The sequence below is a fragment of the Thalassorhabdomicrobium marinisediminis genome, assembly GCF_003072065.1.
Lineage (GTDB): Bacteria > Pseudomonadota > Alphaproteobacteria > Rhodobacterales > Rhodobacteraceae > Octadecabacter > Octadecabacter marinisediminis.
Map to the genome: position 1 here is coordinate 83164 of NZ_QCYG01000007.1, position 23009 is coordinate 106172.

Annotated in this window: 20 protein-coding genes; 8 read left to right on the forward strand and 12 right to left on the reverse strand. The window is 64.6% G+C overall.

Translation table 11 applies throughout. The features are described from left to right. Nucleotides 1–47: 47 nt before the first annotated feature. Together DC363_RS11755 and DC363_RS11760 are read right to left on the reverse strand one after the other, a co-directional pair. Nucleotides 48–1634, reverse strand: a complete 1587-nt coding sequence (locus DC363_RS11755) for an ABC transporter substrate-binding protein (protein WP_108641357.1) — start codon at nucleotides 1632–1634, stop codon at nucleotides 48–50. Next, a complete protein-coding gene (locus DC363_RS11760) occupies nucleotides 1631–2251 on the reverse strand; it encodes a helix-turn-helix domain-containing protein (protein ID WP_108641358.1) in 621 nt (206 codons plus the stop codon). Before DC363_RS11760 ends, DC363_RS11755 begins: the two co-directional genes overlap by 4 nt. Before the next feature lie 146 nt (nucleotides 2252–2397). Between DC363_RS11760 and DC363_RS11765 the strand changes: the two genes are divergently transcribed. From DC363_RS11765 to DC363_RS11790, 6 genes are all read left to right on the forward strand, one after another. After that, complete coding sequence (locus DC363_RS11765; protein WP_108641359.1) at nucleotides 2398–3444, forward strand: ABC transporter permease; 1047 nt, start codon at nucleotides 2398–2400, stop codon at nucleotides 3442–3444. Nucleotides 3445–3455: 11 nt separating this feature from the next. Beyond that, nucleotides 3456–4352 carry an ABC transporter permease gene (locus DC363_RS11770; protein ID WP_108641360.1) on the forward strand — a complete coding sequence of 299 codons (897 nt, stop codon included), beginning with the start codon at nucleotides 3456–3458 and terminating at the stop codon, nucleotides 4350–4352. After that, complete coding sequence (locus tag DC363_RS11775; protein WP_108641361.1) at nucleotides 4349–5185, forward strand: ABC transporter ATP-binding protein; 837 nt, start codon at nucleotides 4349–4351, stop codon at nucleotides 5183–5185. Before DC363_RS11770 ends, DC363_RS11775 begins: the two co-directional genes overlap by 4 nt. Next, complete coding sequence (locus DC363_RS11780; RefSeq protein WP_108641362.1) at nucleotides 5182–5916, forward strand: ABC transporter ATP-binding protein; 735 nt, start codon at nucleotides 5182–5184, stop codon at nucleotides 5914–5916. Before DC363_RS11775 ends, DC363_RS11780 begins: the two co-directional genes overlap by 4 nt. A 19-nt stretch (nucleotides 5917–5935) precedes the next feature. Beyond that, on the forward strand, nucleotides 5936–6427 hold the full coding sequence (locus tag DC363_RS11785; protein WP_108641363.1) for a GAF domain-containing protein: 492 nt from the start codon (nucleotides 5936–5938) through the stop codon (nucleotides 6425–6427). 117 nt (nucleotides 6428–6544) lie between these two features. Beyond that, on the forward strand, nucleotides 6545–6736 hold the full coding sequence (locus tag DC363_RS11790; RefSeq protein ID WP_108641364.1) for a hypothetical protein: 192 nt from the start codon (nucleotides 6545–6547) through the stop codon (nucleotides 6734–6736). Nucleotides 6737–6745: 9 nt separating this feature from the next. Here the strand turns inward: DC363_RS11790 and glpK are convergent, their stop codons facing one another. From glpK to DC363_RS11825, 7 genes are all read right to left on the reverse strand, one after another. Further along, entirely contained in the window at nucleotides 6746–8209 is a 1464-nt protein-coding gene (gene glpK / locus DC363_RS11795) for a glycerol kinase GlpK (RefSeq protein WP_108641365.1), read from the reverse strand. Continuing rightward, the gene (locus DC363_RS11800) at nucleotides 8206–8952 is read right to left on the reverse strand and encodes an RlmE family RNA methyltransferase (RefSeq protein WP_108641366.1); all 747 of its coding nucleotides are present in this window, start codon (nucleotides 8950–8952) and stop codon (nucleotides 8206–8208) included. The genes glpK and DC363_RS11800 overlap by 4 nt, the downstream gene beginning before the upstream one ends. Nucleotides 8953–8960: 8 nt before the next feature. Then, nucleotides 8961–10097, reverse strand: a complete 1137-nt coding sequence (locus tag DC363_RS11805; RefSeq protein WP_108641367.1) for an ABC transporter ATP-binding protein — start codon at nucleotides 10095–10097, stop codon at nucleotides 8961–8963. A gap of 24 nt (nucleotides 10098–10121) precedes the next feature. Further along, nucleotides 10122–11780, reverse strand: coding sequence for an alpha-amylase family glycosyl hydrolase (locus DC363_RS11810; protein WP_422396410.1), 1659 nt, complete (start codon nucleotides 11778–11780; stop codon nucleotides 10122–10124). A 20-nt stretch (nucleotides 11781–11800) separates the two neighbouring features. Then, nucleotides 11801–12958, reverse strand: coding sequence for a carbohydrate ABC transporter permease (locus tag DC363_RS11815; RefSeq protein WP_108641368.1), 1158 nt, complete (start codon nucleotides 12956–12958; stop codon nucleotides 11801–11803). Further along, a complete protein-coding gene (locus DC363_RS11820) occupies nucleotides 12958–13965 on the reverse strand; it encodes a carbohydrate ABC transporter permease (protein WP_108641369.1) in 1008 nt (335 codons plus the stop codon). Before DC363_RS11820 ends, DC363_RS11815 begins: the two co-directional genes overlap by 1 nt. Nucleotides 13966–14051: 86 nt before the next feature. Then, complete coding sequence (locus tag DC363_RS11825) at nucleotides 14052–15410, reverse strand: ABC transporter substrate-binding protein (RefSeq protein ID WP_108641370.1); 1359 nt, start codon at nucleotides 15408–15410, stop codon at nucleotides 14052–14054. 228 nt (nucleotides 15411–15638) lie between these two features. Between DC363_RS11825 and DC363_RS11830 the strand changes: the two genes are divergently transcribed. Together DC363_RS11830 and DC363_RS11835 are read left to right on the forward strand one after the other, a co-directional pair. Continuing rightward, nucleotides 15639–16703, forward strand: a complete 1065-nt coding sequence (locus DC363_RS11830) for a LacI family DNA-binding transcriptional regulator (RefSeq protein WP_108641371.1) — start codon at nucleotides 15639–15641, stop codon at nucleotides 16701–16703. A 39-nt stretch (nucleotides 16704–16742) separates the two neighbouring features. Next, nucleotides 16743–17723 carry a glucokinase gene (locus DC363_RS11835; protein ID WP_108641372.1) on the forward strand — a complete coding sequence of 327 codons (981 nt, stop codon included), beginning with the start codon at nucleotides 16743–16745 and terminating at the stop codon, nucleotides 17721–17723. Nucleotides 17724–17851: 128 nt separating this feature from the next. On the opposite strand, the gene DC363_RS11840 is transcribed toward DC363_RS11835, so the two are convergent. The 3 genes from DC363_RS11840 to guaB all read right to left on the reverse strand — a co-directional run bounded on the left by DC363_RS11840 (nucleotide 17852) and on the right by guaB (nucleotide 22925). Next, entirely contained in the window at nucleotides 17852–20131 is a 2280-nt protein-coding gene (locus DC363_RS11840; protein WP_108641538.1) for an ATP-binding protein, read from the reverse strand. Between the two features lie 184 nt (nucleotides 20132–20315). Beyond that, a complete protein-coding gene (locus tag DC363_RS11845) occupies nucleotides 20316–21476 on the reverse strand; it encodes an RsmB/NOP family class I SAM-dependent RNA methyltransferase (protein WP_108641373.1) in 1161 nt (386 codons plus the stop codon). Next, complete coding sequence (guaB, locus tag DC363_RS11850) at nucleotides 21477–22925, reverse strand: IMP dehydrogenase (protein ID WP_108641374.1); 1449 nt, start codon at nucleotides 22923–22925, stop codon at nucleotides 21477–21479. Nucleotides 22926–23009 lie beyond the last annotated feature (84 nt).

Genomic DNA, 23009 nt, shown 5'->3' on the forward strand with positions numbered 1-23009 from the left:
AGGGCCGCCCGGTCACGGACGGCCCCCTATGGTCTGCGCGACCGGTCTTAGTCTTTCTCGACCAGACGGTAGAAGACGAAGTCCGAGGTGGCCCCGTTGACGTAGCCGGACACGTCATCGTCCATCGCCACCTGATAGGCCGCCTGGAACATGATCACGATCGGGCTTTCTTCCTGCACCGCCTGTTGCAGCTCGATATACTGGTCAAGGCGTGCATCGGCGTCCGGCTCGGAAAGGGCCGCCATGGTTTTCTCGTTCAGCTCGTCCGGCACGGCCCAGGCGTTCCGCCATGTGGTGGTCGCCTGATAGTTCTCGTCCGAGTTGTCGGAGTTATAGGCGAAGGCCTTGGCGTTCGAGTGCGGGTCCATGAAGTCCGGCCCCCAATAAAGCAGCATCGCCGCGTGGGTCCGCTCACGGTATTTCGTGATGACCTGCGCGCCGGTGCCGGGCAGGATCTCGAAGTTGATGCCCGCGTCGGCAAAACTCGCCTGCAGCGATTGCGCCATGTCGGTGAACGGGGCCGCGTTGATCACGTCAAGCTCGACCGTGATGGGCAGCTCGACGCCAGCCTCTTCAAGGATCTGCTCGGCCTTTTCGGGGTCGTAGCTGTAGGGCGTATCCTCAAGCGCGCCGGGGAAACCCTTGGGCCAGAACGCCTGATGGATTTCCATCTGACCGGCAAGGAAGCTGTCGACCATACCGGAGTAATCCACCAGATAGCGGGCGGCTTCCCAGACGGCCGGATCGGTCAGCGCGTCGTTTTTCTGGTTGAACGACAGGAAGTGCACGGCCGCCTGCGGGAAGGCTTCGACCTTGATTTCATCGCTGTCGATGCCTGCGATCTGGTCCGGCGTCAGGTTGCGCGCCATGTCCACGTCGCCCTGCTCAAGGAGCAATTGCTGCGTCGCGGCTTCGGCCACGTGCTGCAAGATCACCCCTTCCATCGCGGGCGCGCCCTTGAAGTAGTCGGGGTTGGCCTTGAGCCGCACCAGTTCCGCCGGACGGAAGGTCTGCAATTCGAACGGACCCGAGCCTGCGCTGTTCTCGTTCAGCCAGCCGTTGCCCATGTCGCCGTCGACCTCGTTGGCCATGACGGTTTCCATATCGACGATGGAGGCAGGACGCGAGGCCAGCACGTTGAGCACGAAAGCCGGAGAGAAATCACCGTCATATTTGACCGTGATCGTGTTGCCCTCGGCGGTGATCATCTCGTCCACGTTCTCAGGCGTCCAGCCAAGCTGCGCTAGAATAAACGCAGGCGTCAGGTCCAGCTTGATGACGCGCGCGAGCGAGCCGGTCACGTCTTCGGGGCGCACAGGGTTGCCCGAGTGGAACGTCGCGCCATCCCGCAGGGTGAAGGTCACGGTCTTGGCCTCGGCGTCGGTTTCCCAGTCAGACGCCAGACCGGCGGCCAGCACCGTGGGGTCTTCGGCGTCGTATTGCACCAGACGGTCATAGATGTTGGTGACAAGCTCGCCGCTGGTGAACTCATAGGCCTGCGCGGGGTCGATGGCGACGATGTCGTCAATGTTCTGTGCCACGACAAGCAGGTTCGGCGGGGTTTCCGCCATGGCCGGGGCCGCAAGTGGCAGCGCCAGAACGCTGGCCAGCAGGGCTGATCTAAGGGTTTTCATGAGGTTTCTCCTGTTGGTTTCGGGGTTGATAGCTTGTGGTCCTTGCGGGCCAGCACGCTGAGCGTGCCGGTCCAGATCATGCGGGCGGGTCTGTCGCTGCGGTTGGCCCAGCTGTGCGGCGTGGCCCCGCTGTAATGCAGCGCATCCCCTGCCCCCATGGTCACTGTTTCGTCGCCCAGGGTCTGTTCGATTTCGCCCTCGAGCACGAAGATGATCTCTTCGCCCTCATGGGTCGCAACTTCGGACACATAGCCCGGCGGCACCATGAGGATATAGCTACTCAGCTCCGATCCGGGGTAGTCGTTGCTGATCGCCTCATAGGACATGGTCGAACCGGGCAGCGAGAATTGCGCCCGCTCATTGGCGCGCGACAGGCCCGTCGCAGCGCGGGGGGTGGTGATGAAATAGTCCAGATCGACTTCGAGCGCCTGGGCGATCTGCGCCAGCGTGCCCAGCGACGGCACCGCCTTGTCGGTCTCAACCTGGCTCAGATACCCCACCGAAAGGCCCGAGCGCTCGGCCACGGCCTTGAGCGTCAGCGAGAGTTTGCGGCGGCGTCCGCGGATGCGTTGCCCCAACACGGCAGGGGCCGTCGGTCTGGTTGTTTGATCCCTCACACATCCCCCTTCTGCAGGTCCAAAGTCAGAAAACTTTTTTAGATGTAAACAAAACTTTTTGCATTTGCCAAGCTCTTTCCCTACGGTTTGGCGAAACCATGCCCCGCCCCGATGGCAGGGTCTGAGCCCGAAGGACCGCAATTTCTATGTCATTCAACCCCGATGTTCCGTCGATGCGCCTTGCACGATTCGCCCGGTCTTTGGGCGGGTTCGCGGTGGTCACGGCGCTGACCTTCCTTGGCCTGCTGGCGATCACCTTCTTCATCGGGCGCGTCGTGCCAATCGACCCGGTGCTGGCCGTCGTGGGCGACCGCGCCACCAACGCGCAGTATGAAACCGCGCGCATCGCCATGGGGCTGGACCGGCCCCTGATCGTGCAGTTTTTCTCATACGTGGGCGATGTGTTGCAGGGCGATCTGGGCACCTCGGTCTCCACCGGCCGGCCCGTCGCGCAGGACCTTGTGCGCGTGTTCCCCGCAACGCTCGAGATGGCCACCATCGGCATCATCATCGGCGTCGTACTGGGTGTGCCCATGGGCGTCTATGCCGCCGCCCGCGCCGGAAGCTGGTCCGATCAGGTGATCCGCGTGCTGGCGTTGCTGGGCTATTCGGTGCCCGCGTTCTGGCTGGGGCTTGTGGGTCTGGCGGTGTTCTATGCCGGTCTGGGCTGGGTCGGCGGCCCGGGGCGAATCGACGTCTTCTACGACGGTCTGGTCGAACCGGTGACCGGGCTGTTGCTCGTGGATTCCCTGCTCGACGGGCAGATGGACGTGTTCCGCAACGCCTTCCACCGGATCATTCTGCCCGCCACGATCCTTGGCTTCTTCTCGCTCGCTTACATCGCGCGGATGACCCGCAGCTTCATGCTCGACCAACTGAGCCAGGAGTACGTCACCACCGCCCGCGTCAAGGGCGTGAGCGAGACGCGGGTGATCTGGGGCCATGCCTTCGGCCCGATCCGCGTGCCACTGATCACCGTCATCGGGCTCAGCTACGCGGGCCTGCTGGAAGGCTCGGTGATGATCGAGACCGTGTTCTCGTGGCCGGGCATCGGCAACTACCTGACCACCGCCCTGTTCAACGCCGATATGAACGCCGTTCTGGGCGCCACGCTGGTGATCGGCGCGGTGTTCATCCTGATCAACAAAGTGTCGGACGTGCTTTACCGCGTCCTTGACCCTCGCAGCCGATAGGACGTCGCACGATGCACGCATGGTTAATCTCTGACAGCCCCGCTTCGCGCCTGCAGGCCAGCGCCGGACGCTTCTACCGCGCAGGCGGGCTGCTGCTGCGCAACCCCTTGGCCGTGGCCGGGGTGCTGATCATCGGGCTGTTGATCGTCACCGCGATCTTCGCGCCGTGGATCGCCCCGGAAAGCCCCGTGGGGCAGAACCTGTCGAACCGGCTGCTGCCGCCCTCGGCGGACCACTGGATGGGCACGGACGAGCTGGGCCGCGACATCTTCTCGCGGGTGATCTACGGCTCACGCATCACGCTGATGATCGTGGCGCTGGTGGCGGTGATCTCTGCGCCGCTCGGCCTCGTGATCGGGGCGATCTCGGGCTATTTCGGCGGCTGGACCGACCGCGTGCTGATGGGGCTGACGGATGTGTTCCTGTCGATGCCCAAGCTGATCATGGCGCTGGCCTTCGTCGCCGCCCTCGGGCCTGGCATCGAAAACGCCATCATCGCCATCGCGATCACCGCATGGCCCGCCTATGCCCGCATCGCCCGCGCCGAAACGCTGACCTTCCGCAACGCGGAATTCGTCTCGGCCACGCGACTGCTCGGCGCCTCGCACCTGCGGATCATCTTCGCCCATGTGCTGCCGCTGTGCACCTCGTCGATGATCGTGCGGGTGACGCTCGATATGGCCGGGATCATCCTCACCGCCGCGGGTCTGGGCTTTCTGGGCCTTGGTGCGCAGCCGCCCCTGCCCGAATGGGGGGCGATGATCTCACGCGGGCGGGTGTTCATTCTGGACCAGTGGTGGGTGGCAACCATGCCCGGACTGGCCATCATCCTCGTCTCGCTCGGCTTTTGCTTCCTTGGCGACGGGCTGCGCGATGTTCTTGACCCCAAATCGGCGGGCAAATCATGACCGAACCCCTTCTCTCCGTGCGCGACCTGCGCGTGACCTTCCCCACCCCGCAAGGCCCCGTCGAGGTGGTCAAGGGCGTCTCCTTCGACCTGGGGCAAGAGCGCCTTGGCATCGTTGGCGAAAGCGGCTCGGGCAAGTCCATGACCGGCCGCGCGATCCTGCGGCTGATCCGGCCCCCGGGCAAGGTCACCGCCGAAAAGCTGGCCTTTCAGGGCCGCGATCTGCTGTCCCTGCCCGAGCGCGAGATGCGCGCCCTGCGCGGTGCCCGCATTTCCATGGTCATGCAGGACCCGCGCTATTCGCTCAATCCGGTGATGACCATCGGCCGCCAGATCGCCGAGGCCCTGCGCGTGCATGAAAACCTGTCGCGCAGCGCCACCCGCGCCCGCGTGCGCGACATGCTTGAGGCGGTGCAGATCAACGATCCCGACCGGGTGGCCAACATGTATCCGCACGAGGTCTCGGGCGGCATGGGCCAGCGGGTGATGATCGCGATGATGCTGATCCCCGAGCCGCAGATCCTGATCGCGGACGAACCGACCAGCGCCCTTGACGTCAGCGTACAGGCACAGGTCCTCGACCTGATCGACACGCTCGTCAAGGACAAGGGCATGGGGCTGATCCTGATCAGCCACGACCTGCAACTTGTCGCGCGCTACTGCGACCAGATCCTTGTGATGAACGCGGGCCGCGTGGTCGAACGCTGTGCAGCGGGCGAGCTTGACAAGGCCACGCACCCCTACACCCGCGGTCTGCTGGCCTCTGTGCCGCGCATGAACGAAGACCGCGACACCCTGCCAACCTTGGACCGCACCGCGTGGGAGGGCACATGACCGCCGCGATTTCACTCAACAACCTCGACATTTCCTACAGCGGCACCCGCGTCGTCGAAGGCGTGACCTTTGATGTGGCCGAGGGTGAGAGCTTCGCGCTCGTCGGCGAAAGCGGCTCGGGCAAATCGACTGTGCTCAAGGCCATCGCGGGCCTTGCCCCGGAGTGGTCAGGCGAAATGTCGATCCTCGGTCAGCCCCGCGGCCACGGGCCTGACAAAGACCTCGCCCGGACCTGTCAGATGGTGTTTCAGGACCCCTACGGGTCGTTGCATCCGCGTAAGACCGTCGATGCGGTGCTGTCGGAACCGCTGGCGATCCACGGCCTTGGCAACCGGTCTGAACGGATCGAAAAAGCCCTGCGCGACGTCGGCCTCGACCGGCGTTTCCGCTTCCGCTATCCGCACCAGATGTCCGGCGGCCAGCGCCAGCGCGTGGCCATCGCCCGCGCGCTGATGCTTGAGCCGAAGATCATGCTGCTGGATGAGCCGACCAGCGCGCTGGACGTGAGCGTGCAGGCCGAGATCCTCAACCTGCTCAAACGTCTGCGCGCGGAACAGAACCTCACCTATCTGCTGGTCAGCCACGACCTGCCCGTTGTCGGCTTCATGTGCGATCGGGTGGCGGTGATGACCAAGGGCCGGATCGTGGAAATTGCTCCGGTCGACGCCCTGCACCACGGGGACTTTACTGACCCCTATTCCCGCCAACTCTATGCTGCCAGCGGCGGCTGATTTTCAAAGGACACACTTCATGACCACCCCACTTTCGCAGTTCAACGCCGACCTGTCCGCCGCCTCCACAGCCGACGCCGCGCAGGCCGCGCTGCACCGGCTGGCCGACACGCTGATCGGCGCAAAGCTGTTCACCGTGATGACCGTGGATATGGAGACCGAGCTGGCCAGCCGCTCCTACACCAGCGATCCGGAAAGCTACCCCACCTCGGGGACCAAGCCGATCACCCGCAACAGCTGGTTCAATCACGTCCATGACGAGCACAAGATGTTCGTGGCCAACACGCTGGCCGACATCGCCGATGTGTTCCCCGATCACGAGCTTATCGGCTCGCTGGGGTGCGGCTCGGTGATCAACCTGCCGGTGGTCCACAAGGGCGAGCTGATCGCGACGGTCAACATGCTGGACGCCGAGCAGCACTACACGCCCGAGCGCCAGCAGATCGCGCTTGAGCAATTGACCCTGCCTGCGCTTGCGACGCTCTTGACCGTGGCGCAGCTCGAAGGCTGATCCCCGCGCAGGCGACCCGCAAAACACCGCATCGCAGCCACAACGCGGCCGCGATGCGGCCATGTTTGCGTGCACAATCCTTGGGTATTGACCCAGATTGATACCAAGGATTGAACAATGTATTCCTCAAAGACCACAACCCTTTCCGACCTCCGCACTTTTGTGATGGACGAACGCAAACATTGTGTTTCGGATCGGGAATGGAAATTCCGCCTCAAGGGCTACGGCTACGCCCTGCGCCAGACGCCGCGCGGCACGGTGCTGAGTACCCTGCCCCATGGCGTGGACCTTTGCACCCTCAACGTCTAACGCCCGGACCTAGCCGCGCGTGCGCCGGATCGCGTCCTGCCACCCGGCATAGCGCCGGTCCCTGGTGGCCTCGTCCATCTGCGGCGTGAACTGGTGATCCAGTGCCCATGTGCGGGCGAACCCGTCTTGATCGGGATAGACACCGGCACGCATGCCCGCAAGCCACGCCGCCCCCAAAGCCGTGGTTTCCAGCACCTTCGGGCGGTCCACCGGCGCGCCGATGATATCGGCCAGAAACTGCATCGCCCAGTCCGACGCGCTCATCCCGCCGTCCACGCGCAGGATACCGTCCTCCGCGCCGGTCCAATCCGCCCGCATCGCATCCAGCAGATCGCGGGTCTGGAAGCCCACGCTTTCCAAGGCCGCGCGGGCAAATTCCGCCGGACCTGCGTTGCGCGTCAGCCCGAAGATCGCGCCGCGCGCCTCGGCATCCCAATAGGGCGCGCCAAGCCCGGTGAAAGCGGGCACCAGATAAAGCTCAACCGAGGGGTCGGCCTTTTCCGCCAGCGGATGGGTGTCGGCCGCTTTGGCGATGATCCTTAACCCGTCGCGCAACCATTGCACCACCGCGCCCGCGATAAAAATCGACCCTTCCAGCGCATAGGTCGGCTGGCCGTCCAATCGATAGGCGATGGTGCCAAGCAGGCGGTTCTCGCTCGTGACCAGTTCCGCGCCGGTGTTGAGCAGGGCAAAACAGCCCGTGCCATAGGTCGATTTCAGCATCCCCGGCTCGAAACAGGCCTGCCCGATGGTCGCCGCCTGCTGGTCGCCCGCGACGCCCAGAATAGGCAACTCGGGCCCGAACAGATCGGTCGTGCCGAAGTCGGCGGCGCAATCCAGAACCTCGGGCAGCATCGACATGGGAATGCCGAAACGCTCACAGATCGTGGTGCTCCAGCGGCCCTTGCGGATGTCATACAGCATGGTGCGTGCGGCGTTGGTGGCGTCGGTCACATGGCGTTTGCCGCCGGTGAGGCGCCAGATCAGGAAACTGTCGATGGTGCCGAAGGCCAGCTTGCCCGCCTCGGCCAGCTCGCGCGCACCCTCCACGGTCTCGAGGATGTAGCGCACCTTGGTGCCGCTGAAATAAGGATCGGCCAGAAGCCCCGTGCGGTGCCCGATCACTTCTTCGAAGCCTTCCGCGCGCAGTTCTTCGCAGAACTCCGAGGTGCGCCGATCCTGCCAGACGATGGCGTTGTGCAGCGCCTCGCCGGTCTCGCGGTTCCAGACCACGGTCGTCTCGCGTTGGTTGGTGATGCCGATGGCGGCGATGTCGTCGGACTTGGCGACGCATTGCCCGCAGACCGATTTCACCGTGGCCCAGATTTCTTCCACGTCGTGCTCGACCCATCCCGACTGCGGATAGATCTGCTGGAACTCTTCCTGCGCGATGTGGGCCACGCGCATCTCTTCGTCGAACAGGATGGCGCGGGTGGATGTGGTGCCCTGATCAATGGCCAGCACAAAGGTCACGTCGCATCCTCCTCCTCGCGTCCGCGATAGCCCATTGCGACGACGAATTTTTCCGAACTGTCGGACCGGGACGACGGCGGCTTGACGTTCATCACCTTGTCGAACTTCTGTTTCAGCAGCTTTTGCAAGTCGCCCTCGGCGCCTCCGGCCAGCACCTTGGCGATGAAAACGCCGCCCTCTTCCAGCACATCGAAGGCGAAATAGGCCGCCGCCTCACACAAAGCGATGATCCGCAAGTGGTCCGTCTGCTTGTGCCCCGAGGCGCTGGCGGCCATGTCGGACATGACCACATCGGCCTTGCCGCCCAGCCACTCCTTCACCTTGATGTCTGCGTCATCTTCCATGAAATCAAGCTGGTAGAGCTCGGCCCCCGCGATGGGCTCCATCTCTTGCAGGTCGATGCCAAGGATCGTGCCCACAGGTTTGCCGGCCTTCTCGCCCAAGGCGTTGATCCGGGGCACCGCCACCTGACACCAGCCGCCCGGCGCCGCGCCCAGATCGACGACCCGTTTGCCCGGCGTCAGGAAATTGAACTTCTCGTTCAGCTCAAGGATCTTGTAGGCCGCGCGCCCGCGATAGCCTTCGGCCTTGGCGCGCTGGACGTAAGGATCGTTCAACTGCCGCTGCAACCATTTGGTCGACGACGTCTTGCGGCCACGCGCGGTCTTGACCTTGACGGTCAGGTCGCGCTGGCCCCGGCCCGAGGAATTCTTGCCGGTGCGGGATGTGGGCTTTTTTACCATAGCTCCGATTAGCGCGCCGCCTGACGGTAGTAAAGGGATTGCCCGTTGTGGAACAGGTGCACCTTGTCGGGCCGCGCGGTCAGCCGCACTTCTTGGCCGCGCATGTCCTTGTGGATGCCGGGCATTTTGGCGATCACCGTATTGGTCTTCTCGTCCGCCTTGGGCGCGGTGAAATAGAGCAGCGTCACCTCGCCCAGGGCTTCGGCAATCTCGACCTGTCCGGCAAAGGCAAGGGCGTCGCCTTCGGCTGCGATGAAATCCTCAGGCCGGATGCCGACATTGACCTGCAGGCCCGTGTCGGCCTGCGTCGTCGCGATGTCGGAATAGACGATGCCGCCGCCGTCGTGGATGCGCACCCCGGTGCGCGCCCCGGTCTCGACGATCTCACCGCCCAGCAGGTTCATCGCGGGCGAGCCGATGAACTGGGCCACGAACTCGTTCTCGGGCGTCTCGTAAAGCTCAAGCGGGGTGCCGACCTGGGCGATGGAATGGCTGTAGCCGTTGTCTTTCAGCGCATCGAGCACCACGATCCGGCTGGCCAGCGTCATCGCTTCGACCTGATCGTGGGTGACATAGATCATCGTGCTGTCGGGCATGGATTCCTTGAGCTGGGCAATCTCAATCCGGGTGGCAACCCGCAGCGCTGCGTCCAGGTTCGAGAGGGGTTCATCGAACAGATACACCTTGGGATCGCGTACGATCGAGCGGCCGATCGCCACCCGTTGCCGCTGCCCCCCCGACAGCGCCTTGGGCAGACGGTCAAGGTATTCCTCAAGCTGCAGGATACGCGCCGCCTTGTTCACCGCCGCCTCGATCTCGGCCTTGGGTTTCTTGGCGAGCTTCATGGCAAAGCTCATGTTGTCGCGCACGGTCATGTGCGGATAAAGCGCGTAGGACTGGAACACCATGGCGATGCCGCGTTGCGCGGGTGGCACGGCGTTGACCACCTGCCCGTCGATCTCGAGCTCGCCGCCGGTGATCGTCTCGAGCCCGGCGATCATTCGCAACAAGGTGGACTTGCCGCAGCCCGAGGGGCCGACGAAGACGACAAGCTCACCGGCCTCGATCTCGAGGTTGATGTCCTTGAGGACCTCGACCGTCCCGCCATAGGTCTTTGCCACATTCGTCAGTTTCAAATTCGCCATTGCGGGTCCCTCTCCAAAATCAAATCACGCGACCGTCGCCGCGATGAACGGCTGCCACGGGCCCAGATGCAAGTTGCCATCCGCTGACAGCTCCGCCGAGCCCAGCTCATGCCCGATGGCCTGCCAGGTGCCTTCGGGTGGACAGAATTCCGACGGCGTGTCCGACAGGTTGAACGCGCAGAAGATGCGCCGCCCGTCCAGATGCCGGGTGAAATAGACGATGTCCCCCTCGGCCTTGACCCCGTCATGCCCGCCCGACGCCAACGCCGGGTTGTTCTGCCGGAAGGCAATCGCGCGGCGGTAGTGGTGGATGATCGCATGGGGGTCGTCCTCTTGCACGTCAACGGCGCGGTTCACGTGTTCATGACTGATCGGAAGCCACGGCCGCCCGGCGCCGCTGAAGCCCCCGTTCAGGCCATGATGCTCCCAGACCATCGGCGTCCGGCAGCCGTCGCGGCCCTTGAACTCGGGCCAGAACTCGATGCCGTAGGGGTCTTGCAGATCCTCAAAGGCGACCTCAGCCTCGTGCAGGCCCAGCTCCTCGCCCTGATAGATGCAGGCGGTGCCGCGCAGGCACATCATCAGCGTCGTCATCAGCTTCAGCGCGGCCAGCGGCATGTCCCAGCGGGTGGCATGTCGGGTGACGTCGTGGTTGGAAAAGGCCCAGCAGGCCCAGCCATCCGGCGCATATTCGTCGAGCCGCGTCATCACCTCGGCCACATAGCTGGCGGTGGGCGGCGTGCTGGCCAGAAACTCGAAGGCATAACACATCTGCATCAGGTCATCGCCGGCGGTATATTCGCCCAGAATCTCCAGCCCCCGCTGCGCATCCCCCACCTCGCCCACGGCGGCGGCGTGGAACGGGTCCATCACCGCGCGCAGTTTGCGCAGGAAGTCGAGGTTTTCCGGCTGGTTCTTGGAATACAGATGTTCTTGGTGGTTATAGGGGTTCACCGAGGGCGCGATGGTGTTGTTGCGCTGCGCCTTGGGCAGGGCCGGATTGTCGCGCAACTCTTTGTCGTGCATGTAGAAATTGATCGTATCAAGGCGGAACCCGTCAACCCCGCGGTGCAGCCAGAAGCGCGCCACGTCCAGCAGCGCCTCTTGCACCTGCGGCTCCCAGAAGTTCAGGTCCGGCTGCGAGGTGAGGAAGTTGTGCAGGAAATACTGCTCCCGCTCCCCGCTCCATTGCCAGGCCGAGCCGCCGAAGATCGACAACCAGTTGTTGGGCGGCGTGCCGTCCTCTTTCGGGTCCGACCAGACATACCAGTTGGCCTTGGGATTGTCGCGGCTGGCACGGCTTTCCTGAAACCACGGGTGCGCGTCCGAGGTGTGCGACAGCACCAGATCGATCATCACCTTGAGGCCCAACCGGTGCGCCGTGCTGATCACCGCGTCGAAATCCGCCAGATTGCCGAACATCGGATCGACGTCGCAATAATCGCTCACGTCGTAGCCGAAATCCTTCATCGGGCTGGTGAAGAACGGCGAAATCCAAACCGCGTCCACCCCGAGGCTTGCGATATAGGGCAGCCGTTGCACGATCCCCGCCAGATCGCCCACACCATCGGCATCGCTGTCTTGATAGCTGCGCGGATAGATCTGATAGATCACCGCTCCTTTCCACCAGTCCTTTTGTTTCACAAGGCGGGCATCCCCCAACTCCGGGCTCATTTTCGTCATGGTAGTCTCTTCAATTCCAGTTATTTAACCGAGCCGGCCAACAGGCCGCGCACGAGGTAGCGTTGCATCAGGAAGAACACCGCAAGCGGCACCGCGATGGACACGAAGGCGCTGGTGGCAAGGATTTCCCAATCCCCGCCGCGCGTGCCCAGCAATTCGACGATCTGCTTGGTCATCACGGTGGTCTGGCCGGAACTGTCGATCAGGAACACCAGCGCCACCAGCAGATCGTTCCACGTCCACAGGAACTGGAAGATCGCAAAGGACGCCAGCGCCGGAAACGACAGGGGCAGGATGATCTTGGTGAAAATCTGGAACTCCGTGGCGCCATCCACGCGGGCATTCTCGATGATGTCGCGCGGCAGGCCGACCATGTAGTTGCGCAGGAGATAGATCGCCAGCGGCAGCCCGAAGCCCGTGTGCGCCATCCACGTCCCCAGATAGCCCTTGCCGATGCCAATGGCGTTGTGGAACGTCAACAGCGGGATCAGCGCCAGTTGCAGCGGCACCACCAGCAGCCCGACCACCGCCGCGATCAGCAGCGCCCGGCCCGGAAAGTCCATCCACGCCAGCGCATAGGCCGCGAAAGCCGCGATCAGGATCGGGATGATCGTCGCCGGGATCACCACCGTCAGCGTGTTGAAAAAGGCCTTGAGCATCCCTTCGGAGTTGCGTTCGTCAAACAGCACCTTTTCATAATTGGCCAGCGTGAAGTCCGGCGGCATGGTGGCGTTGATGAACAGCCGCTGTGCGCGCCCGGAGATCTGGTCGTCACCGCCGCGCCAGAGATAGGTCCCGTCGGGGTTCAACGTCAGCGTCTCGCCCTCGCCCAGATCGGCGGTGTCGCCCGGCCTGTAAGCGTCAATCGCGCGGGACGACGTGCCCCAGCTCTCGATTTCGACTTCGGCCAAGGCGTCCCCGAAGACCGTGCCCTCGACCACGAAAATCCCGGCCTCGGTCTCAATCCGGTTCTCATCCGGATCCGCCACGCGCAATTGCACGGTCTGCTCGGCGGGGAACATCGACGACCACCAGCCCGAGGCGGTGATCTGCTCGCTGGTGCGGAAGGACGACACGAACAGCCCCAGCGTCGGGAACAGCCACAGCAGCGTCAGCGCGATGACCGAAAGGTTGAGCAACCAGACGACAAGGGGTTTCTGACCGGCCGGCGTGGTCATCAGCGCATCTCCTTGCGGGCGTTGTGGACGTTCCAGACCAGGATCGGCGTCACCAGCAGCATGATGATCATGGCCGAGGCCGAGCCGATGCCCCAGTCGTTGGCGCGGAACAGCTTGTCATACATATAGTTGGCCAGCACCTGCGTTTCCCACTGGCCGTTGGTCATGGCAAAGACGATGTCGAAGACCTTGAGCGTGGCAATGGTGATCGTGGTCCAGACCACGACGATCGTGCCCATGATCTGCGGGATCTTGATCTTGAAGAAAATCTGGAACGGGTTCGCCCCGTCGATGATCGCGGCCTCGATGGTCTCTTCTGGGATGCCGCGCAGGGCCGCCGACAGGATCACCATGGCAAAGCCGGTCTGGATCCAGATTAGCACCGCCATCAGAAAGAAATTGTTCCAGAACGGAATCGTCAGCCATTGCTGCGGCCGGTCCCCGCCAAAGGTCAGATACAGATGGTTGAGGATGCCGATCTGCGCCACGTCCAGCGGGCGGGCCTCGTAGATCAGCTTGAAGATCACCGCCGCGCCGACGAAAGAGATCGCCATGGGCATGAAGATGATCGACTTGGCGATATTGCCCCAGCGCAGCCGGTCGGTGAGCTGTGCGGCCAACAGCCCGAAACCGGTCGCCGTGGCGGGCACGACAATCAGCCACAGCACGTTGTTGCGCATGGCTTCCCAGAACTTCGGCTCGTCGAACATCTTGGCGTAATTCTGCAAGCCCACGAAGCCCCGCGCGCCGCCCGGAAGCCGTTCCTGAAAGCTCAGGATCAATGTCGCCACCACCGGATAGGCCAGATACAACCCCAGGGCGAGGATCGCAGGCCCAAGAAACACCCAGGGCCGGATCATGTTGGCGCGGGTGATGTTGCGGCCCGCGTTGGGGCCACGGGGCGGGAACAACACCTTGTCCAGAAGCAGATTTGCGCCGTAGAAATACCCCACGCAGCCGGTCACCCCGACGGCGATTGTCAACAACCCGAGTAGCGCTGGATGCATGGCCCGTCCCCCGATGGCACATTCGACGTCTGTCACGTCAGGTGGGGCGGCCCGGTGACGGGCCACCCCTTGTCAATCAAACGCTGTTACTTGATCGCGTCCCAGCTGTCCTGAATGGCGTTCGCCGCGTCCTCGGCCGAGGCACCGCCCACGAAATCGACCATGCCGGTCCAGAACGAGCCCGCACCAATCGCGCCAGGCATCAGGTCCGACGCATCGAACCGGAAGGTCGTTGCGTTCTGCAGGATCTCGCCCTGCCCGCGCAGCGTGTCATCCATGTAGGTGTCAAGGTTCACGCCCGTGTGCGGGGTCAGGAACCCGGTCTGCGCCATCATCACCTCATGCGCGATGGGGGTCTGCAGGAACTTCATGAACTCCATCGTGGCTTCGTTCTCGTCGGTGACCGCCAACAGCGTGCCGCCGCCCAGAACCGGATTGCCAAGGTCCTTTTCAGCGAATGCGGGGAAGTAGAAGAAGTCCGCATCGACGCCCAGCTCGGTCCCTTCGGGGAAGAACGCGGGCGCGAAGGACGCCTGCCGGTGCATGTAGCACTGCGGCGGAGACGAGAAGAGGCCCGCAGGGCTGTCGCGGAAATCCGTCGTGCCCACGGCTCCGGCGCCCCCGGCCACCATGTCATCGTTCTTGGCGAACATGCCGAAGGTCTCGATCGCCTCGACCACGCGGGGATCGTTGAACGGGATCTCGTTGCTCACCCACTGGTCATAGACCTCGGGTGACTGGGTGCGCAGCATGATATCCTCGACCCAGTCGGTCGCGGGCCACCCCGTCGCAGCCCCCGAACCAAGGCCGATGCACCACGGCGTTTCGCCATCCTCGACCATCTGCTCGCTCAGCGCGATCAGCTCTTCCATGGTCTCGGGCACTTCGTATCCGGCATCCTCGAAGTTCTCGGGCACATACCAGACCAGCGACTTGACGTTGACGTTGAAGAAGAAGCCGTAGAACTCGTCGGACCCTTCGGCGTTGGCATAGGTCCCCAGATCGACCCAGGATTGCCCGGCGGCGTAATTGTCCTTGACCCAGGTCGCGGCCTCGTCCCCCAGCGGGGTCAACAAGCCCTGTTCGGCCAGCGTCGCGGCCAGTCCGGGCTGCGGGAAGACCGCGATATTGGGCGGCGAGCCCGCCTCGGCGTCGATCACGATCTGCTGCTCGAACCCGTCCGAGCCGGTATAGGTCACATCGGCGCCGGTCGCCTCTTCGAAGTAGGTCAGCATGGAGGAGAAAATCTCGTCCTCAGGGTTCAGCCATGGCCCGAAGATGGTCACCGACTGGCCGCTCAGATCCGGCGCGTCGGCCTTGTATTCGTCATATGTGTCCCAGCTGAAGTCGCCTTCGCCGGGGGTGAACGGCATGTGCTCGTCCGCCTGTGCCATACCCGCGACAAGCGCGATGGCAGCCACGCTCGCATACATGGATTTCGTCATTGTAGTCCTCCCTTGCAACACGTCCGCGCATTGCACTTCGTTGATCTCCGGCGCGCCTTATCCCTCAAAGCGCTTTGGATGCGGCAAGGGTGCGCCAATCGAAAACCCATGTCAATCGTGACGTGATGCAGACCTTGCGCAATAAACCGTTGATAAACGCGGTTGATTTCGCCACGCGGGGTGCCGATACTGCGCCCCGTCCCCTTTTTCAAAGCGGTTTGGATCCTGATGAACCTCAAGCAGCTCTCGCACCGGCTGGGCCTGTCGCAAACCACGGTCAGCCGGGCGCTCAACGGCTACCCCGAGGTGGGCGAAGCGACGCGGCAACGGGTGCTGTCGGCCGCTGCGCGCTACAACTACCGGCCCAACAGCCGCGCCAAGGGGCTGGCCACCGGTCGGTCGCATACCATCGGGCATGTGCTGCCCACCACCACCCGGCACGAGGTGGTGAACCCGATTTTCGGGGATTTCATTGCCGGCGCGGGTGAGGTTTATGCCGCCAACGACTACGAAATGGTGCTTTCTATCGTTGAGGATGACACCGAGGAAGAGGTTTACCGCGCCTTCAAGACCCGTGGCACCGTGGATGGGGTGATCCTGCACGGGCCGAAGCTCAATGACCGGCGGATCACGCTCCTGCAAGAGATTGGCCTGCCCTTCGTGGTCCACGGGCGCGCATCGGGCGTTGCGGCCGACTACAGCTGGGTCGACGTCAACAACACCAGCGCCTTCGCCCGCGCGACCGAGTTTCTGATCGATCTGGGGCACCGCCGGATCGCCCTGATCAACGGCCCCGAAGAGATGGACTTCGCCCATCGACGGCGCTGCGGCTACGAAGACGGTCTGACGCGGCGCGGGCTTCCCGCCGATCCGGCGCTGATGCGCAGCGACGAGATGACCGAGCGCTTCGGCTACGATTCGGCCTGCGCCCTGTTGGGCGCCGCCGACCCGCCAACCGCCTTTCTGGTCGCCTCGGTGATCTCTGCCCTCGGCGTGCGCCGCGCGGTGGAAGAGCGCGGCCTGCGTCTGGCGCGCGACATCTCGGTCGTGACCTTCGACGACATGCTGTCCTATCTCGACAACGGCGGGCAGGTGCCGGTGTTCACCGCGACCCGCTCCTCGGTGCGCGACGCCGGGCGCAGGGCCGCGCGCCTGTTGTTGGCGCAGATCGCTGCCCCCGCCAGCCTGCCCGACCCGGTCCTGCTTGAAGCGGAACTCACCGTCGGGCAATCCACGGGGCCGGCGCGGCCTTTGCCCCCCGCGCCTCTTACGCTCCCCGCGAAGACCCGCTAAGGTTTCGCGGCCACAGATCGGCCCCAACCGGAGTTTCCCATGACCAGATCCGACACCCCCCTTGCGCTTGTGGCCGACATCGGCGGCACCAACACCCGCTGCGCGTTGGCGCGGGGGACGGCGGTTCTGCAGGATACGATCTGCCGCTATTCCAACAGCGATTTCAAATCCTTGGACGCGGTGCTGCGGCAATACCGCAACGATCAGGGCGACGTGGATCCGGACGCCGCCTGCGTGGCCGTGGCCGGGCCGGTGTTCGACGGCACCGCGACCATGACCAACCTCGACTGGACCATCGACCGCGCGGCGCTGGCCCGCGCCACCGGGGCCGAGCACGTGGCGATCCTCAACGACCTGCAGGCCCAGGGCCATGCGCTCGGGCACCTCGACGTCGCCGCACTGCGCCCGATCCTGACCGCGCCGGACGCGGCGACCAACCCGATGGCCGCGCGGCTCGTGGTGGGCGTGGGCACCGGGTTCAACGTGGCCCCCGTGTGGGAAACGGCCGGCGGGCGTTTCGTGCCGCCATCGGAATCCGGCCACACCACGTTGCCCGTGCGCAGCGCCGACGATCTTCGCCTCGCGCCGGCAGTGGCCGATGCGGACGGGATGGCCGCGGTGGAAGACATCCTCTCGGGTCGTGGGCTGGAACGGCTTTATAGCTTTTTCGCCAACGAGGGCGGCCATCCGGGCGAGAAGGCCGCGAAGGACATCATGGACGCCTGTGAGGCAGGCTCGGACCCCTACGCCGCGCAAGCGGTCGCGCGGTTCGTGGGCTATCTTGGCACCGTTTGCGGCGATCATGCGCTGATCCATCTGCCCTTTGGCGGCATCTACCTGGTCGGCGGCGTGGCCCGCGCGATGGTGCCCTATCTGGCCACCTACGGCTTCGCCGGTGCCTTTAACGACAAGGGCCGGTTCGCCGATTTCATGACGCGGTTCCCGGTGTCGGTGATCGAAGACGACTACGCCGCCCTCGCCGGATGCGCGGCCCATGTGGCGGGGATGCAGACTGCCTGAACGCAAGCGCGCACAGACCGATCGGCTCGCACAAGGCCCGGAGCTGCACGCAGTGCCGGGGAGACCATGACGCGCATCTTTACTCGTTTCGGACCTGCATCCCTCCTGCATGCGCCTCCCCCCTCGCCCTAGTGAAGTTGGCTGTGCACGGTCTTCGTCAGGTCACTGAGCGAGAACGGTTTGGGCAGGAAGGTCGAGTTGGGAATGCACTTCTGGGCTTCGTCAAACGCCTCTTCCGCGTAGCCGGACACGAAAACAACCTTGGTGTTCGGCCGGTGTTCCAGCGCCTCACGCACCCAAGTGGGGCCGTCCTTGCCGGGCATGATCACATCCGTCAGGAACAGATCTACCTGCAGGTCCGGGTCAGCGAGCATCGCAAGGGCGGCCTCGGCGCAGTCCGCCTCGAGCACGGTGAAGCCGCGCAGGCGCAGCGCGCGTGAGGCGAAAGCCCGCACCGGCGCCTCATCCTCGACCAGCAGTACCACGCCATCACCGGAGACCGGGGCCACCGGATCTTCCACTGCGGGGCTGACCTCAATCTCGCGCGGGGCGTCGTGGCCGGGGATCAGGATCGAAAAGGTCGTGCCCACGCCGACGGTGGAATCCACGAAGATATAGCCGCCGGTCTGTTTGACGATGCCGTAAGCGGTAGAAAGGCCCAGCCCGGTGCCGTCGCCGGTTTTCTTCGTGGTCCAGAACGGCTCGAAGATCTCCGAGCGTTTGTCCTCGGGGATGCCGTGGCCGGTGTCATGCACCCGCAAGACCACGTATTTCCCCGGCGGCACGGTGACATTGTCGCGGCTCAACCCCTCATGCAAAAAGGCATTCTCGGTCTCGATGCGGATGCTGCCACCCTCGGGCATGGCGTCGCGGGCGTTGACCACGAGGTTCATGAGCACCTGTTCAAGCTGCCGTTTATCCGCGCGGATCGGGCTCAGGCCCGGGTCGTGGTCCAGCGTCAGCGTGATCTTCTCGCCCACCAGCCGGTTGAGCAGATGGGTGCTGTCCGACAGGGTGTTGCGCAGATCCAGAACCTCGGGCTGGAGGTTCTGCTTGCGGGAATAGGCCAGAAGCTGCCCGACAAGTGCTGCGGCGCGGTTCGAGTTCTGGTGGATCTGCACCAGATCGGCATAGTCGCTGTCGCCCTGGTCATGGCGCAGCAGCAGCAGATCGCAATGGCCCGAGATCGCGGTCAGCAAATTGTTGAAATCATGGGCAACCCCGCCCGCCAATTGCCCGATGGCCTGCATCTTCTGGCTTTGCACGAATTGCAGTTGCAGGTTCTTGAATTCGGTCACATCGTTGAGCACCGCGATCACGTAAGGGTCCTCAGCGCTGCCCGCGGGGTTGAGCGAGACCTGGATGAAGGTGTCCTGCCCGCGGCCCACCGACTGCAGGAATTGCGGCGTCGACAGCCCCTTGCCTTCGGCCGCCTCGGCCAGCCAATCCACCAGCGGCCGCCCCAGACCCTTGAGCAGGTCGCTGATCCGCGTGCCGTCGCCAATGCGGCTGCCCAGAAGCAGCCGCGCTTCGTGGTTCGAGGCCAGAACCTCGCCCGTGATGGCGACCTTGAGCAGGGGCACGGGAAGCTCTTCAATGGCGTCCCACTGGCCACTGCTGAGCGGCCCCGCCTGCGCGAGCGCTTCGCAGGGCAACAGGTAGATTTCCCGCCGTCCGCCGTGGCTTGGCACTTCCGCCACAAGGCTGTCGATCACGCCGGATTCCGTGCGGATCCGGTGCACCGCGCCGGACTGCACGGGAAGATCCTCAAACACGCTGGTGAGGGTCTTGACCCGCCCGCCGAGCAGACGGCGAAACGCCTCATTCATATAGAGCACCGTGCCCGTGGGCCCCGCCGTCAGCATCGGCAGGCTCAACGCATCGGTCGCGCGCGAGTTGGCCGTGCGATCCGACAGATCCTCAAGCCGCCACAGAAAGCTGGCGTCGTCCACCGCGTTCACGCTGAGCCGCACGTGGCCCTTGCGGGTGACGATATCCTCGCGCGCGTGGCCCAGAGCGCGGGCCTTGCTGAGCAGGCGGAACAGCACCGCACCGGGGTTGGCGAACAGTTCAGACAGGGCGCGTTCCAACCCTTCGGCGGGCTTGATCCGGAACGCCTCGGATGCGGGGTCGTTGCGGAAAGAGATCTGCCCCTCAACATCGGTGAGAAAACAGGGCACCGTGTCCGTCTCCGCCAGCGCGATGAGCGTCGTCATGGCGTGGTCGCGTTTCTGCCGCTGGATTACGCGCAGCAGGGCCGCGATTGCGGCAAAGACCACCAGCGCGCAGCCGCAGGCCAGCAGCGCCAGACGCACGGGTTCCTGCGGGGTGAACGGCGCCGCGATAAGCGCCAGCACGCCGGGACCGGCCAGATACCAAAGCGGCATCCGGTCGCGCGCCGGCGGCATCGCGTGGTCCGGATGCGCAGGCCGCCGCGCGGATGCGGCTTTGGGCATCCCATCGACCGGAGCCGGCATCGGATTGCTGTGGTCAGTCACATACGTCCCTTCCCCTGCGAGTCGTGGGGGACAGTGAACACCACAATCGTTAATCGGGTCTTAAGATCGGGCGCGATGCCCGGGACCCCGCGCCTTAACCCGCCTTGCGCAGCACCGCGTAATAGAACCCGTCGCCCTGCGCGCGTGGAAGCAGCGTCGTGCTGTCGGTGAGGGTGAACGCCGGATGCGCCGAGAGGAATGCCTCAATCCGCGCGGCATTCTCTTCCGCGAAGACAGAACAGGTCGCATAGGCCAGCAGGCCACCCGGCGCCACCAGCGGTGCAGCGGCGCGCAGCACATCGTCCTGCATCCCGGTCAAGGCCGCGAGCCGCGCCTCGGTCAGCGCCCATTTCGCCGCCGGGGTCCGCCGCCAAGTGCCGCTGCCCGAACAGGGCGCATCGCACAGCACCAGATCGAAGGCCCGCTGCGTCAGATCCTCTGCCTGCGCCCGGGCGATGGTCACCCCTGCTCGCACCGCCCGTGGCGCGATATCCGCCATCCGGCGCGGATCGATGTCATGGGCCGTCACCTCCGCGTCCCGTGCGGCCAGCGCCAGCGCCTTGCCGCCACCGCCGGCGCAATAGTCCAGAACGCGCATCCCCGGCGTGACAGGCAGGGCCGCCATCGCCACTTGAGACGAGACGTCCTGCACCTCAACCAGCCCATCGCGATAGGCCTGACTGCCCGCGACTTTGCGTTCATTCTCAGTGACATGCAGGGCGGTGTTCACCTGATCCACTGGCACGGTCGCAATGCCTTCCGCCGCCAATGCGGCCTGCGCCTCGGCCCGGGTGGCGCGGGCTGTGTTCACCCGCAGGAACAGGCCCGCACGGTCCTGCATCAGCGTCAGGATCTCATCCGCCGCCGCCCCGAAGGCCGCGTCGAATTTGGGCAAGAGCCAGTCGGGCACGTCCAGCCGCACCGCGCGGGGCGCCTGCGCCAGCTCCCGCCCCGCTTCGCCCTCGCTCACGGGGCCGGGGGCGTGGCCCTCGCCGGTGAAGACCTCATCCGCCTGCCCGGCCGCGCGCATGGCCCCCAGCATCAGCCCGCGCCCGCTGTCGCTGCCGCCCAGCCAGCCATAGGACGCACGACAGCGCAGCGCCTGAAACACGTGATCGCGGATCGCGGCGCGGTCCTTTGACCCGGCAAACCGGTGCCCGCGCCCCCAGGAGGTCAGCGCCTTCTCTGGCGCCGCCCCCCCAAGGATGTCGTCCAACACCTTAATCGCCGCTGCAACGCGGGCTGCCGGTGTCATTTACCCGACCTGATAATTCGGCGCCTCGCGCGTGATCTGAACGTCGTGCACGTGGCTTTCCTTTAGGCCCGCGCCGGTGATCTTCACGAAGCTGCAGTTGCGGCGCATCTCTTCGACTGTGGCACAGCCGGTGTAGCCCATGGCCGCGCGTAGGCCGCCGACCATCTGGTGCACCACCGCGCTGGCGCTGCCCTTGTAGGCCACCTGCCCCTCGATCCCTTCGGGCACCAGCTTGTCGCTGGCCGCGTCCTTCTGGAAATACCGGTCGGCCGAACCTTGCGCCATGGCCCCCAGCGAGCCCATGCCGCGGTAGGATTTGAAGCTGCGCCCTTGATAAAGGATGACCTCACCGGGGGCTTCGTCGGTCCCCGCGATCATCGAGCCGACCATCGCGCAGGAGGCACCCGCCGCAATCGCCTTGGCAAAATCGCCCGAGAACTTGATGCCGCCGTCGGCGATCACCGGCACGTCGCCCGCGGCTGTTGCGCAATCGTCGATGGCGGTGAGTTGCGGCACGCCGACGCCCGCGACCATGCGTGTGGTGCAGATCGACCCCGGTCCGATCCCGACCTTCACCGCATCCGCGCCCGCGCCGATCAGCGCCTTAGTGGCTTCCGCCGTGGCCACGTTACCGGCGATGATCTGCACCTCGCCGGGCAGTTTCTTGGCCCGTTCGACCGCGGCGATCACGCCTTCGGAATGGCCATGGGCCGTGTCGATCACCACGATATCCACGCCCGCGTCGATCAGCGCTTCGGTCCGCTCGAACCCGGCCTCCCCGACCGAGGTCGCCGCCGCCACCCGCAAGCGGCCCAGATCGTCTTTGCAGGCCGTGGGGTTCAGCACCGCCTTTTCGGTGTCCTTCAGGGTCAGCAGGCCGGTCAGCTTGCCGTCGCCATCGGTGACCAACAGCTTCTCGACCCGCTTCGCCTTCATCAGGGAAATCGCCTCATCCCGGTCGGCGGGCTCGTGCAGGATCGCAAGGTCCGTGCTGGTCATCATGGTGTGCACTGGCTGGTCGTCCGCCGTGGCAAAGCGCATGTCGCGGTTGGTGACGATGCCCATCACCCTGCCCTTGTCGTCCACCACCGGAAAGCCGGTGAAATTGTAGCGTTCGATCAAGGCCTTGGCGTCGGCCAGTGTCTGGTCGGGGCGCAGGGTGACGGGGTTGAAGACGATCCCGCTTTCAAAGCGTTTGACCCGTCGCACTTCGCGCGCCTGCTCTTCGATGGTCAGGTTCTTGTGGATCACCCCCATGCCGCCCGCCTGGGCCATGGCAATCGCCATGCGGCTTTCGGTCACCGTGTCCATGGCGGAACTCAGCAACGGAATGTTGAGCTGGATCTGCCGGGTGGCTCTGGTGCGCGTGTCGGCGGTGCTGGGCAGCACGTTCGATGCACCGGGCACCAGTAGAACATCATCAAAGGTCAGGGCCTCGCGAATCTCCATGCGGTCTCTCCTTGGAGGGCTTCGTTTGACGCCGCTCTATTGCACGGAACCCGCCTGCGCGAAAGGGCGGATCGGCACTGTGCA

What these genes read in the sequence shown, in the direction of transcription:
- DC363_RS11815 (WP_108641368.1), bottom strand. Translation starts at nt 12,958, where the DNA reads ATGACCACGCCGGCCGGTCAGAAACCCCTTGTCGTCTGGTTGCTCAAC.
- guaB (WP_108641374.1), bottom strand. Translation starts at nt 22,925, where the DNA reads ATGGAGATTCGCGAGGCCCTGACCTTTGATGATGTTCTACTGGTGCCC.
- DC363_RS11780 (WP_108641362.1), top strand. Translation starts at nt 5,182, where the DNA reads ATGACCGCCGCGATTTCACTCAACAACCTCGACATTTCCTACAGCGGC.
- DC363_RS11775 (WP_108641361.1), top strand. Translation starts at nt 4,349, where the DNA reads ATGACCGAACCCCTTCTCTCCGTGCGCGACCTGCGCGTGACCTTCCCC.
- DC363_RS11840 (WP_108641538.1), bottom strand. Translation starts at nt 20,131, where the DNA reads ATGCCGCCGGCGCGCGACCGGATGCCGCTTTGGTATCTGGCCGGTCCC.
- DC363_RS11845 (WP_108641373.1), bottom strand. Translation starts at nt 21,476, where the DNA reads ATGACACCGGCAGCCCGCGTTGCAGCGGCGATTAAGGTGTTGGACGAC.
- DC363_RS11835 (WP_108641372.1), top strand. Translation starts at nt 16,743, where the DNA reads ATGACCAGATCCGACACCCCCCTTGCGCTTGTGGCCGACATCGGCGGC.
- DC363_RS11800 (WP_108641366.1), bottom strand. Translation starts at nt 8,952, where the DNA reads ATGGTAAAAAAGCCCACATCCCGCACCGGCAAGAATTCCTCGGGCCGG.
- DC363_RS11755 (WP_108641357.1), bottom strand. Translation starts at nt 1,634, where the DNA reads ATGAAAACCCTTAGATCAGCCCTGCTGGCCAGCGTTCTGGCGCTGCCA.
- DC363_RS11825 (WP_108641370.1), bottom strand. Translation starts at nt 15,410, where the DNA reads ATGACGAAATCCATGTATGCGAGCGTGGCTGCCATCGCGCTTGTCGCG.
- DC363_RS11820 (WP_108641369.1), bottom strand. Translation starts at nt 13,965, where the DNA reads ATGCATCCAGCGCTACTCGGGTTGTTGACAATCGCCGTCGGGGTGACC.
- DC363_RS11770 (WP_108641360.1), top strand. Translation starts at nt 3,456, where the DNA reads ATGCACGCATGGTTAATCTCTGACAGCCCCGCTTCGCGCCTGCAGGCC.
- DC363_RS11765 (WP_108641359.1), top strand. Translation starts at nt 2,398, where the DNA reads ATGTCATTCAACCCCGATGTTCCGTCGATGCGCCTTGCACGATTCGCC.
- DC363_RS11805 (WP_108641367.1), bottom strand. Translation starts at nt 10,097, where the DNA reads ATGGCGAATTTGAAACTGACGAATGTGGCAAAGACCTATGGCGGGACG.
- DC363_RS11830 (WP_108641371.1), top strand. Translation starts at nt 15,639, where the DNA reads ATGAACCTCAAGCAGCTCTCGCACCGGCTGGGCCTGTCGCAAACCACG.
- DC363_RS11790 (WP_108641364.1), top strand. Translation starts at nt 6,545, where the DNA reads ATGTATTCCTCAAAGACCACAACCCTTTCCGACCTCCGCACTTTTGTG.
- DC363_RS11810 (WP_422396410.1), bottom strand. Translation starts at nt 11,780, where the DNA reads ATGACGAAAATGAGCCCGGAGTTGGGGGATGCCCGCCTTGTGAAACAA.
- DC363_RS11785 (WP_108641363.1), top strand. Translation starts at nt 5,936, where the DNA reads ATGACCACCCCACTTTCGCAGTTCAACGCCGACCTGTCCGCCGCCTCC.